The sequence below is a fragment of the Mesorhizobium sp. M0518 genome (assembly GCF_040321125.1).
Taxonomy (GTDB): Bacteria; Pseudomonadota; Alphaproteobacteria; order Rhizobiales; family Rhizobiaceae; genus Mesorhizobium.
Window position 1 is genome coordinate 244,090 of the sequence record NZ_JAMYQY010000005.1, and the last position, 16,482, is coordinate 260,571.

Consider the following 16,482-nt stretch of genomic DNA (forward strand, 5'->3'; position numbering starts at 1 on the left):
CCAGACAAAGGATGGAACTCCATCCGGCTTGCGGATTTGAGCAGGTTCTAAAAGCAGCGCACGTCGGCTTCCGACTGCGCGCGCTTCAATTCGGTACGGGCTGCCTTCGCCGGTGCGCTCTCGCGAAACAGCCCCGCGTTTTCCCCTGTGGTCAAAGACATGCTCTTGAAAGTCTCGGCTCTCTCATAGTGGTCGTAGGGAAGGATCGAGGCGATGACGTCGATCGAGCAGGAACAGCTTTCCAGCGCCTGACGTGTCTGGCCGTTCGTCTGCATGCAGCCGAGCACGTAATCGGCAATCGTTGCTGTCGGGTAATCTCCCGCGGCGCCCGCCGGGTTTGCGAAGGCCAGCGGCGCGGCAAGAAGCAGCGGCAAAGTCGAAAATCCAACATATCTGATCACGGGAAAACCTCCGGTTGGCCTGGGCGTGATGCGCCCAGTCGGGATCACCGTGGCAGTTGGCAACGTGCCGCAGAGTCAGTCAAGCGCCCATGGCTTCCGTATACGACCAAAGGAGGAATGCAGTGCTGGTCGACGGTGGTTCCGCATGGGGGCCCCATGCCCCGGTCCACGCTCCAACTCCAACGATCATCTCATGCTTGGCTCACTATCGTTTCCCAACGGGGCACGTACATGGCCATGCCGAGACATCGAAGTGAATACCTCCAAATAAAATCCACACTTAGGTGAAATGTAAAACTCAAAAAATAATCAAATTTTATCCGGCCCACCGTTATTTCTCAATCAGAAATACTTCATCTAACAAATACTACCCTACTTATTTCCTTATATTGCGCCGCATCATTTACGATATTGCGGTGCAAAAAAACACCCAGGCTTTTTTGCTTGCCTAGCGTTTTGCGATGACATAGCCTCACTCTGTTTCCGGCTTCAAGGGCGTCACCGTCATTAGGGAGCGGCGACAGTCTTTCGTAGGCCAAGGTGAGGTGGGCAGTAACGGTGCCCTCTGCACATCTGGCTTAGGTCGTGACACGCTGCCGGAAATATTTCCCCCCCGTGAATCGCTTGGGCAAGCCCTTGTGGGCTCAGCAAATGATTCATCACTATGAACCTCGGGAGGAATTCGGATGCGTGTATTTACGAAAGCTACCTATATTCTAACCACTGCGGCGTTTCTGTCGCTCGGCGCGGCCTTTACGGCGTCGGCTAACGAGGACCTTGCAAAGCTGGCTTCGGATTCGAAGAACTGGGCAATGCAGACGGGTGACTACGCCAACACCCGCTATTCCAAACTCAACCAGATTACTGCGGACAATGTGAAGAACCTGCAGGTCAAGTGGACCTTTTCCACCGGCGTGCTACGAGGCCACGAGGGTGGACCGCTTATCATCGGCGATGTGATGTATGTTCACACGCCTTTCCCGAACAATGTCTTTGCGCTCGATCTCAAGAATGACGGGAAGATCCTCTGGAAATACGAACCCAAGCAGGATCCCAACGTCATTCCGATCATGTGTTGCGATACGGTCAATCGCGGCGTTGCCTATGGTGACGGCAAGATCATTCTCAATCAGGCCGACACCACCGTCGTCGCCCTCGACGCGAAGACCGGCAAGGTCGTCTGGTCGGTCAAGAACGGCGACCAGACCGATGGCGGCAAGGGCGAATCCGGCACGGCTGCTCCCGTCGTCGTCAAGGACAAGGTGCTCATCGGCGTATCCGGCGCCGAATTCGGCGTTCGCGGCTGGCTGGCCGCCTACAATCTGAAAGATGGCAAACTCGCCTGGAAAGCCTATTCGGAAGGTCCGGACGCAGACACCCTGCTCGATCCTGAGAAGACCACGCATCTCGGCAAGCCGGTGGGCAAGGATTCCGGCACGAACACCTGGGAAGGCGAGCAGTGGAAGACAGGCGGCGGCACGACATGGGGATGGTATTCCTATGATCCCAAGCTGAACCTGGTCTACTATGGCACCGGCAATCCCTCGACGTGGAACCCGGTACAACGCCCCGGCGACAATCGCTGGTCGATGACGATCATGGCCCGCGATGCGGATACCGGTGTTGCCAAATGGCTCTACCAGATGACCCCGCATGACGAATGGGACTATGACGGCATCAACGAGATGATCCTCGTCGATGGCATGGAGGTCAACGGCGCCAAGCACGACGTGCTGGTGCATTTCGATCGCAATGGTTTCGCCTACACCATGGATCGCGCCACCGGCGACCTTCTCGTCGCCAAGAAATACGATCCGGCCGTGAACTGGGCGACGGAAGTCGTCATGGACCCCAAGAGCGAACAATATGGTCGCCCGCAGGTCGTGGCGAAATATTCGACCCAGCAGAACGGCGAAGACACCAACTCGACGGGCATCTGCCCGGCAGCGCTTGGAACGAAGGACCAGCAGCCGGCGGCCTATTCGCCGAAGACCGGGCTGTTCTATGTCCCGACCAACCATGTCTGCATGGACTATGAGCCTTACAAGGTGAGCTACACCGCCGGTCAGCCTTATGTTGGCGCCACCGTGTCGATGTATCCCGCACCTGGCGGCGACGGCAACATGGGCAACTTCATTGCCTGGGATGCGGCCAAGGGTGAGATCGTCTGGTCGAAGCCCGAGCAGTTCTCGGTGTGGTCGGGTGCGTTGGCGACAGATGGCGACGTCGTCTTCTACGGTACACTCGAAGGCTACATCAAGGCGGTCGATAAGGACGGCAAGGAACTCTACAAGTTCAAGACCCCGTCCGGCATCATCGGCAACATCACGACCTACGAGCAGGGCGGCAAGCAGTACATCGCCGTTCTGTCCGGCGTCGGTGGCTGGGCAGGTATCGGCCTGGCAGGCGGCCTGCTTTCGCCTGATAACGCCGCTGCCTGGCATGGCGCCGTCGATCAGGGCCGTGCCCAAGGCGACGAGGCGGCGGTCGTTGGCACCGCTGGTCTTGGTGCCGTCGGCGGCTACGCGGCACTTGCCGACTACACAACGCTGGGCGGTCAGCTCACCGTCTTCGGTCTCCCGGATTGATGCGCCGGGAACCTTGAGCACGCCTCGGGTCTTGTGAGACCAAAGGCTTGAAGAACGAGAGCCCGGATCATCCGGAAGCCATGTCCGGGCTCTCGATTCGGTTACGCACCCAAAAACACCGATCAATGCCGGTCGCGACAGCAAAACCGTGTCCATTGGCAAATGAAGGAAGCGTTTGAATGTCCGTTCGCATTGTAATTTCGGCTTTGGTCCTGGCTCTGCTGCCTCTGGCAAGCTCAGGCGTCGCCCAGGCCGACGACAGCATGGAAAAAGCCAAGGCGGTAAAGGAAGAAGGCGGCAAGTATATGGATGCGGATGGAAATCCGACCTACAAGATCGAAAACGGAACCGTCGATTGGTACACGTTCAGCGGCTACCGCCGGTATCACTCCGATTGCCATGTCTGCCACGGACAGGACGCGACAGGTTCGAGCTATGCGCCGGCTTTGGTCAACAGCCTGAAAACCATGGATTACGCCACATTCCTCTCGATCGTCGCCGAAGGCCGCAAGAATGTCGGCGGCGGCAAGGAAAACGTCATGCCTGCCTTTGGCGACAACAAGAATGTCTATTGCTACATGGACGACCTCTACGTCTACCTGCGCGCGCGCGCAGATGGCGCGGCCCCCCGCGGACGGCCGCCCAAGCACGAAGACAAGGCCCAGGCGGCGAAGGATGCCGAAGCATCCTGCATGGGTGGATGACATGATTGGCCGCGATGCATTGAAGCTGCGCGTCGTTCTGCCGATCCTCGGCACACTCGCCTTGCTGCCGTCGAACGCGCATGCGCAAAGCGCCGGTCTTGGCGCGGCGGGAGAACTGGTCGATCCCGACATTCTGCGCGTCTGCGCCGATCCCTCGAATATGCCCTTCACCGACAAGAGCGGCGAAGGCTTCGAAAACAAGCTGGCCGAGCTGGTTGCCGCGAAAACCGGGCGCAAGTCCGTCTCCTACACCTGGTTTCCCACGATCACCGGCTTCGTGCGCAATACGTTGGGGGCCAACCGATGCGACATCATCATGGGCTATGCCCAAGGCGATGAGCTGGTGCAGAACACCAACGCCTACTATCGCTCCGCCTATGTGCTGGTGCATCCAAAAAGCCACGATATGGAAGGTGTGGAAACGATCGAGGATCCCAGACTCACGGGCAAGACGATCGGCGTCGTTGAAAGCACGCCGCCAACCGCCAACATGGCCGCCAACAAGCTTCTGCGGACCGCCAAGATCTATCCGCTTGCGGTGGATACGCGCGTCACCCCATCCATGGGAGAGGTCATGATCAAGGACATGCTGGCACACAGGATCGATGCGGCGGTGCTGTGGGGACCGATGGCAGGTTACTATGCAAGGGAACTCGGAGCTGATGTGACGATCGTTCCACTGGTGAAGGAAAAAACCGGCTCGCGCATGTCTTACCGCATCACCATGGGCGTACGTCCGTCCGACCAGGAATGGAAGCGGACGCTCAACCGGGTGATCAGGGAAAACCAGGCTGAGATCACCAGGATCCTGCTGAGCTACAACGTGCCGCTGATCGACGAACACGACAACCTGATTACCCAATGAATGGAAGGGAGACTATTTTCTTGCTGGTCGCCGCGAGCCTTCTGGGTCTGACCGAGCCGACATGGGCTGGCGATGTCGTCGAACCCAGCGGTTTCCGGATGGACGACTATCGGGCGCCGGTGCCGCGGACGCTGCAAGGCGCGAGGGTGGTGACAACGGTGGAAGCGGAAGCGCTGTGGCGAGCGAAAAAGGCGATCTTCTTCGACGTGATGCCGGACACGCCCAAACCGACCAATTTGCCGGCAGGAACCATATGGAGGGACAAGGTCAGAAAGGACATTCCAGGCAGCATATGGCTGGCCAATGTGGGATACGGCGCTATTTCGCAGGAGACCGCCAGCTATTTTCGCCAAGGCCTCGCGGCCAAGGCCGGGACGGACAAGTCGCGCGCGATTCTGTTCTACTGCATGACGAATTGCTGGATGTCGTGGAATGCGGCGAAACGGGCCGTCGAGTGGGGCTACAGTTCAGTAATCTGGTATCCGCTCGGCGCCGATGGGTGGGAAGATGCAAACCTTCCACTGGAGGAGAAGAAACCCTACACAATGAACAATTGAAGTAAGGACTGCAATTATTCTCGATAGTTTGTTTTCAATTTTTCAAAACCTATTGTTTCATTTGTCCATTTTGAGACTTGATGGACGAGCCATTGCGTCGGTGCCCTGCAATGGTTGGCTAACGACAGGATCGGTCCCTTCGGGCTGGTATAAGAGGAGAAATGTCATGAAGAAGAACTGGAAAAAACCGACCATGTGTCAGGTTGCCGCTGGCTTCGAAATTTCACGGTATCTGCCTGCTGAAATTACTCCCAAGAAGTAGGCCGCAGAGGTGCGCGTCCCTGGCGACAGGGGCGCGCATCCCCTCGCCGCATGGGATTTTCGTGAAAGATTTTGACGCACGCAAAGCGTGCGAAGCGTTTTTTGTGACTGCAAATTGCCTGCAGGTCAGAGAAGCCGCCGCGCGGGCATTTTCATGCATTTGAAGATCATCGGATCGGCGGCGGGCGGCGGCTTTCCGCAATGGAACTGCAACTACCGTCTGAGTCGTGCGGCTCGCACCGGCATGGCCGGCGTACATTCACGAACCCAGTCAAGTGTCGCCGCCTCTGCGGACGGGTTCGGCTGGGTTCTTTTCAATGCCTCGCCCGACATTCGCCAACAAATCGCTGCAACACCTGAACTGCAGCCTGCGGGCGATGCGCCGCTGCGCTCGACGCCTATTCGCGCGGTGGTGCTGACCAATGCCGATGTCGATCATATCGCCGGACTGCTCAGCCTGCGCGAACGGCAGCCTTTCGCCATCTATGCAACGGCGCAGGTTCTGGCGACGCTGGAGGCGAATTCGATTTTCAACGTTCTCGATCCAGCGCTTGTGCCGCGGCGCATCCTGCCGCCGGCGAAAGAATTGGCCATCTGCGACGCAGAAGGCCGCGATACCGGCGTAATGATCGAGCCCTTTCCCGTGCCCGGGAAGATAGCACTCTATCTGGAGGATAGAGACCGTCCGGATGCCAATTTCAGCTCCGACGCAGGTGACACGATCGGAGTCCGAATTGCCGGCATCGGCAGCCGCGGCTCCGTCTTCTATATCCCAGGCTGCGCGCGCATCGATGCGCGCTTACGCGCGCGTCTCACCGATGCCGCCTGTCTTTTGTTCGACGGCACGGTGTATACCGACGACGAGATGATCGTCGCCGGCGTCGGTCAGAAAACCGGCGCGCGCATGGGGCATCTGGCGATCTCGGGAGAACTGGGTTCGATCGCAGGCTTGGCCGATGTGAAGGTTAGCCGCCGTGTCTTCGTCCACATCAACAACACCAACCCCATCCTTGACGAGAATTCCGCCGAGCACGCGGCGGTCAAGGCGGCAGGCTGGGAAATCGCAAACGACGGTATGGAGATGGAATTTTGAGCGACTTCCGCGATGCAGCCAAAGGCGGACTCTCCACGAGCGCTCTCGAAGCCGTATTGAGGCAGGTTGGCGCCGAGCGCTATCACAATCGCCATCCCTTTCACCACAGGATGACCAGCGGCGCGTTGTCAAAGGCCGAGATGAAGGCCTGGGCGCTGAACCGCTATTGCTATCAGGCGGTCATCCCGCGCAAGGATGCCATGATCCTCGTGCATGCCGAGGATCCGGCGTTTCGCGCCGCTTGGCGCAAGCGGATCGAGGATCATGACGGCGAGGACGGCTGGAGCGGCGGCATCGCGCGCTGGCTGCATCTGGCAACTTCGCTCGGCCTGGACGCCGAGGCCGTGAAGAGCGAAAGGCTGGCGCTGCCGGCGACGCGCTTCGCGGTGGGCGCTTACCTTTCCTTTTGTACAAACCGGACGCTGTTCGAGGCGGTCGCGTCGTCGCTGACCGAGATGTTCTCGCCACTCATCATCGGTGAGCGGGTGCCGGCAATGCTGGCCAAATACGACTACATCACCGAGGATACGCTGGCCTATTTCAGGCAAAGGCCCGAACAAGCCTCGCGTGACGCCGGCTTCGCCCTCGCCTACGTGCTCAGCCATGCCGATACGGCGGAGCGCCAGCAGCAGGCAATCGATGCACTGGTGTTCAAATGCGATATACTCTGGGCCATGCTTGATGCGCTTCAACACGCTTATGGCGAGCAGGGCAGCATACCGCCTGGCGCCTTCCAGCCCGAGGCAGCCCAATGATGGCGCTGCGCGAAAGAGCCGTGGTGTCGTTGCGATCGGTGCCTTCGCTGCCGAAGCACGCGCGCATACAGTACGATTCCGTGCGGCAGGCATTCGCCGTACTGTCACCGGAAAAGATATTCTGGCCGAACGATATCAGTCTCGACATATTGCGCCGCTGCGATGGACGGTCCACGGTCGGCGACATCATTGCCGGCCTTGCCGCGGATTACGAGGCCGAGCAGGAGGCCGTGGCGACTGACGTCATCGCCTTCCTGCAGGAATGGTCGGATAAGCTGCTGGTGAGGCTATGAGCACGCCCCTCCTCCCGCCAATCGGCATGCTGGCGGAACTGACGCATCGCTGCCCGCTGCAATGCCCTTATTGCTCCAATCCGCTCGAACTGCTGAAGGCCAATCGCGAACTCGACACAGAGACCTGGCTCGCTCTGTTCTCGGAGGCAGCCGATCTCGGAGTGCTGCAGGTGCATCTGTCCGGCGGCGAGCCGACACTGCGCCGCGACCTCGAGCAATTGATCGCCGGGCTTGCGGGGCGCGGCGTCTACACCAATCTGATTACCGCGGGCGTTGGCATCGTCGAGGGCCGTATCGAGGCATTTGCCGAAGCCGGTCTCGACCATCTGCAACTGAGCTTTCAGGGTGCGCGGCCGGCGACCACCGATCGCATCGGCAACCACAAGGGCGCTCACGAAAAGAAGCTGGAGACGGCACGCCGCGCGCGCGCTGCCGGTCTGCCTCTTACCATCAACGCGCCGATCCATCGCCATAACATCGAGGAAGTGCCGGAATTCATCGATCTCGCCCTTTCGCTGGGCGCGGAGAGGCTCGAGATCGCCAATGTGCAGTATGCCGGCTGGGCGTTGACCAATCGCGACCAACTGATGCCCGAGCGTGAAGCGGTCGACAGGCAGGCGGAGATCGTCGCGGAGGCACAGGAGCGGTTGGCCGGCATCATCAACATCGATTTTGTGACGCCGGACTATTTTGCGATCTATCCCAAGCCGTGCATGGGCGGCTGGGCGCGTGACGCCTTCATGGTGACGCCTGACGGCACCGTACTGCCCTGTCATGCCGCACAGACGATCCCGTCTCTCAGCTTCGAGCGTTTCGAACCACGCAGACTGTCCTCGATCTGGGCCGATTCACCGGGGTTCAATGCCTTTCGCGGTACGGACTGGATGCAGGAGCCGTGCCGCGGCTGTGAGCGGCGCGAGATCGACTGGGGCGGCTGCCGCTGCCAGGCGATGGCGATCGCCGGCGATGCCGCCGCAACGGACCCGGCTTGCGCGAAATCGCCGATCCATGCTCGCATGGCAATGCTGATCGACGAAGCCAAGCGCATTGCCACAATTCCTTCGAGAGAAGAACCATTCGTCTACCGGCGGATCGGCGCCGTGACCGAATCCGCCTGACCAGTGTCATACCAGCCCGAGCAGAAAGGCGGCGCCGCCGAGAAAGCCTGCCGAGCAGATCCATAGCAGCCCAAGCCCCCGGACCCGGCATTCGAGCACCGCTGAGCCGGGGTTGACGGGGTCATAGTGAACGTCGACCTTGCTACCTTCGACATATTGCCGTGCCTGGCCGCCGACGAGGCCGGGCAGCGAGGCGGTCACGGTGGCGCCGAAGGTCACACGATCGGCGCTGTAGCGCTGGCCGGCGACGCCATAGGAGTAGACGATGCGGGATTTGAAGACGGTGCGCCAGCGACCATAGCCTGAATGGTTTCGGAGCGCCTGCAGGCCTGAGGTTTCGATGCGGCCGGCCGCGATCGGCCATTTTGCCGCCTGTTCGGCCAACGATTTCTGGGCAAAACCCATGCGCAGGATGAACAAGCCCATAAAAAGCAGCAACGCCGCGGCACCGAGATTCTGCGGCTTGGGCAAATGCGGCCCGATCGCTTCCAGAACACCGCCGACGGAAAACACCAGCACAACCGCCCCGATCACCAATCCTGCCGAAAGTTGGACCATGAACTTGAAGGCGCCGTCCGGCAGTGTGCGCTCGATCACCGCTTTGCTCGGATCGGCCGGATTGTAGAAGACAGTCACCTCCGCGCCGCGGGGAAACTGGGCAAGGGTTTCAGCGACTTCGAAATTCCCCAAATTCTCCTTCACGCTGTGGCGCGAGCTTTGAAATTTCTTGCCGCCGACCTTGTATTCGAAGGTGATCGCCGGAAAATTCCGCATTTCGGTGGTATCGCTGCTGTCCGAGCCAACGCCCGAGTTTCTCACTTCACGTGCCTCGACGCGCGAGGAAATGATCTTTCCCGGCGCCGGCAGCCAGCGGCTGAGCGCTTTCACCTCTCGCCATTTCATGAAGGTGATGAACGACAGCGCGCCCGCGACCACGCAGGCAAAGCCGACAAGCATGATCTTGAGTTCCAACTCGTCTCCCCCAGGAGTGCAGGAACTTCACATAGACAGCAAGGCTGCGGCAATGTCTTGCTTATTCGCGAAATCTGAAAAGGCTGAGCAGCGCAAACAGCGACAGCGTTCGGCGGGTCATGCAGGCTTGACGGCCAGGAACGTGTTCCATTCTTCGCTATCGCGGCCGACGTTGAAATCGTCCCTGATGAGGACGAGCCCGGCGCCTTCGAGACGGGCCGCGAAGTCGTCCCTGCGCCAGTAGACCATGTGATATTCGCCTGATGTCTCGCCGTCGCCATTGCGCATCGAGACGAGGAAGGCGCCGCCCGGCCGCAGCGACCCGGCTATCTTGGCAAGTACCTGGTCGGTCTCGTCGCGAGGCACATGGATGAGGACGCATAGGGCCAGGACTGCGTCGTAGGGGCCGCCGAGATCATCGGTGATGAGATCGAGCAACTCGCCATGCTTGCCACGCGCGGCCTGCAGTTCCAGAAACCGCTTGGTTGCGTCGGTGCGCCGGACTTTGACACCCAAAGTCTCCAGAAAATCCGCGTCATATCCGGCTCCGGACCCGACTTCCAAAATCCGGCCGCCTGCACCGGCGATTGCCACCAGGCGCTTCAGCGATGCCTGCTCCCTCTCGTTGGGAACATGGCGCACGGTGGCATCATATTGTTCGGCATAATCCTCGTAGGCGCTGATCGTTTGACGGCTCTGCGCCAGAGCCTCCGATGACACACCCATCTTTTCCTCCCATGCGTCCATGTCGGTCAAAGAGCCGGACACTTTCCTCAGCGAATGCTGCCGGCGGAAGCGTGTCCATCGAGCAGTCCGATATCGCGCTTGCCCAGACCGCGGGCATCAGGCAGAGCGAAGCGCGCCGGGACTGACGACTGTCTCAGTTGGCGTCGGCTACCGTCTGCCGGCCGCCGGCCCAGGCGCGCCATTGCCGTTCGTCGCCATGGAAGACATTGAGGTCTATACGGCCGGTGACGCCGTGCGACAGGCCGGAGCCGGAATACTGCCAGAAGAGCCATTTGCGGCCGGGATAGACCTTTGACGGATGCTGGGCCACGGCACGCAGCCAGAACGGATAGTCGAGGAATTCGCCCCTGAGATTGTCGCGGTAGAAATCGGGCGCGGTGTAGATGATGGGACGCTGGCCGTAATGGCGCTCCAGCTTGTCCATGAACACCTGCATCTTTTCCAGCACCTTTTCGCGCGACGGCCGGCGCTTGCAGCTGGACTCGCCGTTCCACTCGACGTCTATCACCGGCGGCAGTGCGCCTTCGACCCTGGGCACGTTGCGGATGAACCAGTCCGCCTGCTCGCCGGCCGTGCGGCACCAGTAGAAGAAATGATAGGCGCCGCGCTTCAAGCCGGCGGCGTCGGCGTTGCGCCAGTTTTTCATGAACATCGGATCGAGGTGGTCGCCACCGTCGGTCGCCTTGATGTAGGCGAAGTTGGCGCCCTGGGCGCGCAGCTTGTCCCAATTCACGTTGCCTTGCCAACGCGAGACGTCGACGCCGTGCACTGCAAGGCGGCGAGGCGAAGCCTTGCCGAAATTGATAGGCTTGGCATCACGAAAACCGTAACGGGTGAGCGGCCCGGCAAGCATGGCCGGTGCCGCGCGGGTCAACAGCTTGGGCGGCGACACCAAGGCTGCCGGCTCGACCGGCAACCCGCCGACATCAGGCACTTGGGGATCAGGCACATCAGGCGCGGCAAACACCCCCGTCTCTTCCTCCTCCGCCAAACCAAACGGGCGCCTCGGACCGTTGTCAGACATGGGGGCCAATTCGGCCCTTGCCGCCCTGTTGCCCCTTGCCGCCGGAGCAGCGGCGATCGGTGCCGGCGGCCGAATCACGGAACTGGTGGTCTCGTTGGACGGTTTCTGCAAATCCAGCGCGTCGACGCCGGCCGTTGAAGAGCAGCCGGCAAGGCATAGCGATGCGATCAAAAAACTGACGACGCCCGGAATCCGCATCTGGACCTGTACTCAAAACACAACAGACCGAGGGCAAAACGACAGCCGACGGACAAACCGGATCAGTTATGAATGAGAAATTACCAATAAAGTTTGAATCAATTTTTTTCGCCCATACCGCGTGTGGGTAAGCGCGGTGGAAAACCGGCTAGGATTTCCTGAAAACGCCGATCATCGGCCCGAGATTCCAGTAGTCGTCTTTGCGGCCGATGGCAGGCGCAAACAAGCTTGATATCGTGCCGTCGAGGAACAGCGCGTTGTCGCAGCCAAGCGCGTCGCGGAAAAGCCGGGCGAAGGCATGGAAGGTCACTGTGCCGTTCGAAATCGCAAAGACCGCGACGCCGTCCTTTCGCACCCCGACACCGTCGCGGGTTTTCCGCGAAGTGCCGTCAGCCTGGAATTTTGGATGCAGCTTTCCGTCGATCACCAGCATCGGCCCCGATTGCGTCGCATAGTCGACGGTCGGGCGCCTTTTCACGAAATCCCGAGTGGCACGAACCGCGGCCTTGCCGTCGCGCAGGTAGAAAATGCCGTTCGGCTGCAGGGAAAAATTGCCGCTTCCCGATCCCGTTTTCACCGAGGCCATCTCCTGGCCACGCTCGACATAGAGGCCGACCGGCGCGAGGTTAGGGTGATACATGCCGGCATTGATGCCGAACACCATCGTGCGCCCGATCGCCTGTTGCGCGGCATGCAGATTGTGCAGCGACTGAAACGGCTTGCCCGCCGCATCCTTCCAGAACAGCTCGAGCTGGTATCGTTTCGGATCGACCTCGCAAACGAGATAGCTGGTCGCCTCGAAGGTGAAGTCCCGGCATGGCGGCAGTGAAGCGGCCCACTGGCCAAATGCCGCCACCGACGGCAGTGCGCCCTTGGCCAACGCCAGCAGCAACGGCAGTGATTGCAGGAGGGTCAAAAAATCCATGTGCGTACCGGAATCGAAGTTCGAGGTCCGGTACGGATATAGCCCGTTTCAAGCGATACTGTGGAACTTGCCTTAGACGAGCCATCCCATCGCCACGCCCAGCAGCAGGACGACACCGAGCAGGCCGCGATAAATGACGAACGGCCAGGCCGAGAAACGCTCCAGCACGTGCATCAGCCCCCATATGGCGAAGAAGGCGGAGATCGAGGCGACGACCAGCCCGACGGCAAGGACCGACCACCCATGGGCGTCGAGATGGACCTTGTGCAGTTCCCAGAGTTCCTTAAGGCCGGCGAGTGCAATCGCCGGCAACCCGAGCAGGAACGAGAAGCGCGCCGCCTCGGCCCGCTTGAAGCCGAGCCCCAGTGCCGCCGTCAGGGTCGAGCCCGAGCGCGAGACGCCGGGGACAAGCGCGCCGATCTGGGCAACACCGACGAGCAGCGCATCGGTCAGCGACGCACCGCCCATGCTGCGCCGGTGACGGGCAAAGATCTCGGCCAGCGCCAGCAAGATCGCCATTGCGATGCAGGCCCAGCCGATCACCGTTAGGCTGCGTAGCGGCGAATTGCAGGCGTTGAGCACGCCCGACAGCGCCACGCCGGCGATGACGATCGGGATCGTCGCCAGCACGATCCAGAGCGCCAGCTTGAAATGCCGGTCGGCGAAATCGCGTCGCGCCAGAGCGTCGAACGAACCAAACAGGATATTCCTGACATCACTCCAGAAATAGCTGACCACCGCGGCAAGAGCCGCGAGTTGCATGGCGGCGGAGAAGGCGGAGCCAGGATCCTGCCAGCCGAGCACGGCCGGCACGATGCGCATATGGGCGGTCGAGGAAATCGGCAACAGTTCGGTGATGCCTTGCACCACGCCGAGGAACGCCACCTTGGCGAACCCCAGCCCGACGAAGCCCGTGTCCAGGCCTTGTGTGCAGATGTCGGCCAAAATCGAATTCCGTGCATGAGAGATCAGAGTTGCGTGGACCGACCACCGGTCAATCCCCGACAAGCCTTATCGTCATGGGCCGGATAATCAATTTACGGATTTGTAAGCTGGCGTGCCGAAGTGCACGCCGTTCGAAACCGGCCCACCTTGGAGCCGGCTTGAGATACACAGGGAAAATCGCAAAGCGACTACGGGCAGAGCCAGAGTTTCTGGCATGTCCTGGCGATCACATGCGCCGGCGGCACTTCGGGCTCATCGGTCGAAGGCCGGCGAGCCCGTTCGAGCAGCATGCGCACCTGTTCGGGGCGCACACGATCGCGCTCCATCACAAGCAGGACCATCGGATCGCTCAAAAGCTCGTCCAGGGTGCTGATGCTGTCGTTCATCCGTCGTCTCCTCGAATGCCGTACCCGCGACCCATAAATAGGGAGACAATGATGGCCCGCCAATGACGCTTTGCCGGCTACCTCGTGTCGATTTGGATTAAATTTTGGCCATGGTTGCGTTCTTCCTTCTCGCTGGCGTAGCGCGTCGATCCACCTTCTTCCACAACAAAGGGAAAGGGGAAAATTAGCCTGGCGGAGGGGCGCCTTCGTATTTCGGCAGGCTGTCATCGAGCACCACCCAGGGCTGCTTCGAGGCGGTGAAAATATGCATTTGCGGCTTGAAAACCGTGGGATCGTCGAGCGAACCGGTGGTGATGCCGATGATATCAGCGGAATCACGCCGGGAAAACATCGTCGTGCCGCAGCTCGGGCAAAAGCCGCGCTTGAGATCCGGCGAAGAGTTTATGGTCGCCAGCGGCCCGTCGATCGTCACGTCGTCGATGCGAAACAGGACGCGTGCGTTGAAGGCGGCGCCGATCGCCTTCTGGCAAACCCGGCAGTGGCAGACGCGTTCGTTGATGGGGGCCGCGTCCGCGCGGTAGCGCACCGCCTTGCACAGGCATCCGCCGTCATATCTTGCCATTGTCCGGATCGATCCACTGGTGGGGGAGAATAGGCGCGCAAGGTATCGGCGCGGCCGATTGGGTCAATTGAAAAGCTTTGATGCAACGTCATCGCTTATGCTGATGCGAGTGGGGCTGAAGTCATGACGCCGAAAGCCGTCATGGCGGCCGCATGACGATCCGCCGGCTGCCAGCCAACAACCGGCGGCCTTGGCGTTCACTCCGTTTCGCCGACGACCTCGTCCCAGGTTTTGACCTTGGTCTGGCCGTTGAGGAACGGCAGCGCGGCGGCCGTGAGTTCGGGGGCGAAGAAAGTGTCGTAGTGGGTGCGGTTGGGCAGGATCGCCAGGCGGTTCTGCGACAGGTTCTCGCGCATCCAGCCGGCGTCCTTCAGCCCGCCGCCGAGCATCTGATAAAACTTGATCTCGTGCTCGGGCTTGTACATATCGCTGTCGCCATAGACCAGCATGACAGGCATCTTCAGCTTGGCGACGTCGGCCGAGTAATCGCGGTTCTGACGCATGAAGCCGCCCAGCGCATCGAGGAGCTTCGGGAACTCCTCCGGATGCGGCGCCACCGCGACGTAGGATTTGTACATCGGCGTGTCCTTCATGAACTCAGCCGCAGCCGCGCTCACCTGTGCCTGCTGGGGACGCATCTCGTCATAGAAGCCGCCCGTGGCGTAGCCGGTCGATACCAGGACGAGGCGGCGCACCGCTTCGGGATGCTGGCCGGCCATGCGGAAGGCGACGCCGCCGCCCAGCGAATAGCCCATGACATCGACCTGGTCGTAACCGAGCGCCTTGACGATGGCGGCCATGTCGTCGCCCATCGCTTCCACGGTGAATGGTCGGTCACCCAGCGCGGTGCGACCGTGACCCTGCAGGTCGACGCCGATGACGGTGCGGTTTTCGGCAAGTTTCGGCAGGATCGGCGCGAACATATCCGTGGTGCCGAGACCGCCATGCAGCAGAAGCAGCGGCTCGCCCTTGCCATAGATGGCATAATAATAATTCAGGCCGTCGATCGGCAGCAGGCCAGACTTTTCCGGCTTCGGCAGTGCGTTCGTCTCAGTCGTCATGGCGGGTTTTGTCTCCTCCGCATTGGTGGTGCCCGGGCAGGCAAGCAGTGCTGCGGCCGAAGCAAAAATGGCGAAAAACAGGGTTTTGGACATATCGATCTCCTCTCGTCCTGCCGGTATCAGAGCGTCATGCGGATCAAAGCGTTTTGGCGAGTTCTTCGAGCTGGTCGGCGCACTGTCCCCAACCCTCGTGGAAACCCATCTTCTCATGCTGTTCGCGGTCGGCGACGCTCCAGTGCCTGACCCGAGCGATGTAGCGCGTCTTGCCGTTGCCCTCGTCCTCGAAGGTCAGCACGACGGTCATGAACGGCTTTTCCGAAGGCTGCCAAGCCTCTGTGTAGGCGTCGGTGAAGACGATCTTCCTGCCGGGAACGACTTCGAGGAAGATTCCCGGGTTGGGGAATTCGTTACCGTCCGGGCTAGCCATGACGACAAGGCTCGAGCCGCCGGTGCGCACATCCATCTCGGCGCGCGGCGTCGTCCACGGCTTTGGCGAGAACCAGCGCGTGATCAGTTTCGGATCGGTCCAGCAGCGATAGACGTTCTCACGCGGCGCATCGATGATGCGGGCAAGAACCACTTCACGGTCGTTGGTGGGGGCGGTGTCGAGCTTGGTGGTCATAAGGGCGTCCTGCGTTTGATCTGGCTTCCGTCCCAAGGACGAGCCGATGAACCGCAAACCGACATCGTCCACGAAAATTTTGCGATGACGTCCCTGCTCCGCGTCGGTCCGTGGGGAACGAAGGAAGTGTCAGTGGCGCTTGGCTTGCACCAGATAAGCCTCGATTTCGGTCTCGCCGAGCCACTTTGCCGCTTCCAGCCGGTGCAGGCCTTCGACGAGGATGTGGCGTTTGCCGTCATGGCGGACCTGGATCGGCGTCTTCATGCCGTTTTCCAGAATGTCCTCGGCCAGATGGCGGACGGTCTCGGGATGCAGCGTCTTCTTGCGCGCTGTCGGCACGTAGATCTCGTCGACTTTGACCTTTTGCACTCTGAGCATTCCGAC

Annotated in this window: 21 protein-coding genes; 10 read left to right on the plus strand and 11 right to left on the minus strand. The window is 60.6% G+C overall.

Features of this window, described 5'->3' with window-relative positions; translation table 11 throughout:
- Positions 1 to 47: 47 nt before the first annotated feature.
- Positions 48 to 401 (minus strand): hypothetical protein, encoded by a 354-nt coding sequence (locus NKI66_RS09660; RefSeq protein ID WP_023810388.1) that lies wholly within the window; start codon positions 399 to 401, stop codon positions 48 to 50.
- Positions 402 to 1,213: 812 nt separating this feature from the next.
- Here NKI66_RS09660 and NKI66_RS09665 point away from each other — a divergent pair.
- From NKI66_RS09665 to pqqE, 9 genes are all read left to right on the plus strand, one after another.
- Positions 1,214 to 2,989, plus strand: a complete 1,776-nt coding sequence (locus NKI66_RS09665; RefSeq protein WP_502900935.1) for a methanol/ethanol family PQQ-dependent dehydrogenase — start codon at positions 1,214 to 1,216, stop codon at positions 2,987 to 2,989.
- Positions 2,990 to 3,168: 179 nt separating this feature from the next.
- Complete coding sequence (locus tag NKI66_RS09670) at positions 3,169 to 3,693, plus strand: c-type cytochrome, methanol metabolism-related (protein ID WP_023810386.1); 525 nt, start codon at positions 3,169 to 3,171, stop codon at positions 3,691 to 3,693.
- Positions 3,665 to 4,558 carry a quinoprotein dehydrogenase-associated putative ABC transporter substrate-binding protein gene (locus NKI66_RS09675; RefSeq protein ID WP_031212956.1) on the plus strand — a complete coding sequence of 298 codons (894 nt, stop codon included), beginning with the start codon at positions 3,665 to 3,667 and terminating at the stop codon, positions 4,556 to 4,558. The genes NKI66_RS09670 and NKI66_RS09675 overlap by 29 nt, the downstream gene beginning before the upstream one ends.
- The gene (locus tag NKI66_RS09680; RefSeq protein ID WP_023810384.1) at positions 4,555 to 5,115 is read left to right on the plus strand and encodes a PQQ-dependent catabolism-associated CXXCW motif protein; all 561 of its coding nucleotides are present in this window, start codon (positions 4,555 to 4,557) and stop codon (positions 5,113 to 5,115) included. Before NKI66_RS09675 ends, NKI66_RS09680 begins: the two co-directional genes overlap by 4 nt.
- 166 nt (positions 5,116 to 5,281) lie before the next feature.
- Positions 5,282 to 5,377: a coenzyme PQQ biosynthesis protein A gene (locus NKI66_RS32665; protein ID WP_013532074.1), complete on the plus strand. Its 96-nt coding sequence runs from the start codon at positions 5,282 to 5,284 to the stop codon at positions 5,375 to 5,377.
- A 153-nt stretch (positions 5,378 to 5,530) separates the two neighbouring features.
- Positions 5,531 to 6,469 carry a pyrroloquinoline quinone biosynthesis protein PqqB gene (gene pqqB / locus NKI66_RS09685; protein WP_023810382.1) on the plus strand — a complete coding sequence of 313 codons (939 nt, stop codon included), beginning with the start codon at positions 5,531 to 5,533 and terminating at the stop codon, positions 6,467 to 6,469.
- Positions 6,466 to 7,224: a pyrroloquinoline-quinone synthase PqqC gene (gene pqqC / locus NKI66_RS09690; RefSeq protein WP_023810381.1), complete on the plus strand. Its 759-nt coding sequence runs from the start codon at positions 6,466 to 6,468 to the stop codon at positions 7,222 to 7,224. The genes pqqB and pqqC overlap by 4 nt, the downstream gene beginning before the upstream one ends.
- Entirely contained in the window at positions 7,221 to 7,517 is a 297-nt protein-coding gene (gene pqqD / locus NKI66_RS09695) for a pyrroloquinoline quinone biosynthesis peptide chaperone PqqD (RefSeq protein ID WP_023810380.1), read from the plus strand. The genes pqqC and pqqD overlap by 4 nt, the downstream gene beginning before the upstream one ends.
- On the plus strand, positions 7,514 to 8,635 hold the full coding sequence (gene pqqE, locus NKI66_RS09700) for a pyrroloquinoline quinone biosynthesis protein PqqE (RefSeq protein ID WP_128303309.1): 1,122 nt from the start codon (positions 7,514 to 7,516) through the stop codon (positions 8,633 to 8,635). Before pqqD ends, pqqE begins: the two co-directional genes overlap by 4 nt.
- 6 nt (positions 8,636 to 8,641) lie before the next feature.
- Here pqqE and NKI66_RS09705 read toward each other — a convergent pair whose 3' ends face one another.
- From NKI66_RS09705 to NKI66_RS09715, 3 genes are all read right to left on the minus strand, one after another.
- Positions 8,642 to 9,607 (minus strand): DUF3592 domain-containing protein, encoded by a 966-nt coding sequence (locus NKI66_RS09705; protein ID WP_352440178.1) that lies wholly within the window; start codon positions 9,605 to 9,607, stop codon positions 8,642 to 8,644.
- A gap of 117 nt (positions 9,608 to 9,724) precedes the next feature.
- The gene (locus NKI66_RS09710) at positions 9,725 to 10,333 is read right to left on the minus strand and encodes a class I SAM-dependent DNA methyltransferase (protein ID WP_352440177.1); all 609 of its coding nucleotides are present in this window, start codon (positions 10,331 to 10,333) and stop codon (positions 9,725 to 9,727) included.
- A 154-nt stretch (positions 10,334 to 10,487) separates the two neighbouring features.
- Positions 10,488 to 11,489, minus strand: coding sequence for a glycoside hydrolase family 25 protein (locus tag NKI66_RS09715; protein ID WP_502895807.1), 1,002 nt, complete (start codon positions 11,487 to 11,489; stop codon positions 10,488 to 10,490).
- Here NKI66_RS09715 and NKI66_RS09720 point away from each other — a divergent pair.
- Positions 11,377 to 11,652 (plus strand): hypothetical protein, encoded by a 276-nt coding sequence (locus tag NKI66_RS09720; protein WP_245490376.1) that lies wholly within the window; start codon positions 11,377 to 11,379, stop codon positions 11,650 to 11,652. The genes NKI66_RS09715 and NKI66_RS09720 overlap by 113 nt on opposite strands.
- A 72-nt stretch (positions 11,653 to 11,724) precedes the next feature.
- Here NKI66_RS09720 and NKI66_RS09725 read toward each other — a convergent pair whose 3' ends face one another.
- The 7 genes from NKI66_RS09725 to NKI66_RS09755 form a co-directional block, all read right to left on the minus strand.
- Positions 11,725 to 12,501: a phosphodiester glycosidase family protein gene (locus tag NKI66_RS09725; protein WP_128303307.1), complete on the minus strand. Its 777-nt coding sequence runs from the start codon at positions 12,499 to 12,501 to the stop codon at positions 11,725 to 11,727.
- Between the two features lie 72 nt (positions 12,502 to 12,573).
- Complete coding sequence (locus NKI66_RS09730) at positions 12,574 to 13,446, minus strand: undecaprenyl-diphosphate phosphatase (protein WP_023810374.1); 873 nt, start codon at positions 13,444 to 13,446, stop codon at positions 12,574 to 12,576.
- A gap of 188 nt (positions 13,447 to 13,634) precedes the next feature.
- On the minus strand, positions 13,635 to 13,832 hold the full coding sequence (locus tag NKI66_RS09735; RefSeq protein ID WP_013532087.1) for a hypothetical protein: 198 nt from the start codon (positions 13,830 to 13,832) through the stop codon (positions 13,635 to 13,637).
- A gap of 184 nt (positions 13,833 to 14,016) precedes the next feature.
- Entirely contained in the window at positions 14,017 to 14,415 is a 399-nt protein-coding gene (locus NKI66_RS09740; protein WP_023810373.1) for a GFA family protein, read from the minus strand.
- Positions 14,416 to 14,612: 197 nt separating this feature from the next.
- The gene (locus NKI66_RS09745) at positions 14,613 to 15,569 is read right to left on the minus strand and encodes an alpha/beta fold hydrolase (protein ID WP_352751521.1); all 957 of its coding nucleotides are present in this window, start codon (positions 15,567 to 15,569) and stop codon (positions 14,613 to 14,615) included.
- A gap of 43 nt (positions 15,570 to 15,612) precedes the next feature.
- The gene (locus tag NKI66_RS09750) at positions 15,613 to 16,098 is read right to left on the minus strand and encodes an SRPBCC family protein (RefSeq protein WP_023810371.1); all 486 of its coding nucleotides are present in this window, start codon (positions 16,096 to 16,098) and stop codon (positions 15,613 to 15,615) included.
- A gap of 129 nt (positions 16,099 to 16,227) precedes the next feature.
- Complete coding sequence (locus NKI66_RS09755; RefSeq protein ID WP_013532091.1) at positions 16,228 to 16,476, minus strand: ParB N-terminal domain-containing protein; 249 nt, start codon at positions 16,474 to 16,476, stop codon at positions 16,228 to 16,230.
- Positions 16,477 to 16,482 lie beyond the last annotated feature (6 nt).

Coding starts and splice junctions, on each gene's coding strand:
- NKI66_RS09665 (WP_502900935.1), top strand. CDS start 1,214: ATGCAGACGGGTGACTACGCCAACACCCGCTATTCCAAACTCAACCAG.
- NKI66_RS09670 (WP_023810386.1), top strand. CDS start 3,169: ATGTCCGTTCGCATTGTAATTTCGGCTTTGGTCCTGGCTCTGCTGCCT.
- NKI66_RS09675 (WP_031212956.1), top strand. CDS start 3,665: ATGCCGAAGCATCCTGCATGGGTGGATGACATGATTGGCCGCGATGCA.
- NKI66_RS09680 (WP_023810384.1), top strand. CDS start 4,555: ATGAATGGAAGGGAGACTATTTTCTTGCTGGTCGCCGCGAGCCTTCTG.
- NKI66_RS32665 (WP_013532074.1), top strand. CDS start 5,282: ATGAAGAAGAACTGGAAAAAACCGACCATGTGTCAGGTTGCCGCTGGC.
- pqqB (WP_023810382.1), top strand. CDS start 5,531: ATGCATTTGAAGATCATCGGATCGGCGGCGGGCGGCGGCTTTCCGCAA.
- pqqD (WP_023810380.1), top strand. CDS start 7,221: ATGATGGCGCTGCGCGAAAGAGCCGTGGTGTCGTTGCGATCGGTGCCT.
- pqqE (WP_128303309.1), top strand. CDS start 7,514: ATGAGCACGCCCCTCCTCCCGCCAATCGGCATGCTGGCGGAACTGACG.
- NKI66_RS09710 (WP_352440177.1), bottom strand. CDS start 10,333: ATGGGTGTGTCATCGGAGGCTCTGGCGCAGAGCCGTCAAACGATCAGC.
- NKI66_RS09720 (WP_245490376.1), top strand. CDS start 11,377: ATGGGGGCCAATTCGGCCCTTGCCGCCCTGTTGCCCCTTGCCGCCGGA.
- NKI66_RS09725 (WP_128303307.1), bottom strand. CDS start 12,501: ATGGATTTTTTGACCCTCCTGCAATCACTGCCGTTGCTGCTGGCGTTG.
- NKI66_RS09735 (WP_013532087.1), bottom strand. CDS start 13,832: ATGAACGACAGCATCAGCACCCTGGACGAGCTTTTGAGCGATCCGATG.
- NKI66_RS09740 (WP_023810373.1), bottom strand. CDS start 14,415: ATGGCAAGATATGACGGCGGATGCCTGTGCAAGGCGGTGCGCTACCGC.
- NKI66_RS09745 (WP_352751521.1), bottom strand. CDS start 15,569: ATGTCCAAAACCCTGTTTTTCGCCATTTTTGCTTCGGCCGCAGCACTG.
- NKI66_RS09750 (WP_023810371.1), bottom strand. CDS start 16,098: ATGACCACCAAGCTCGACACCGCCCCCACCAACGACCGTGAAGTGGTT.
- NKI66_RS09755 (WP_013532091.1), bottom strand. CDS start 16,476: ATGCTCAGAGTGCAAAAGGTCAAAGTCGACGAGATCTACGTGCCGACA.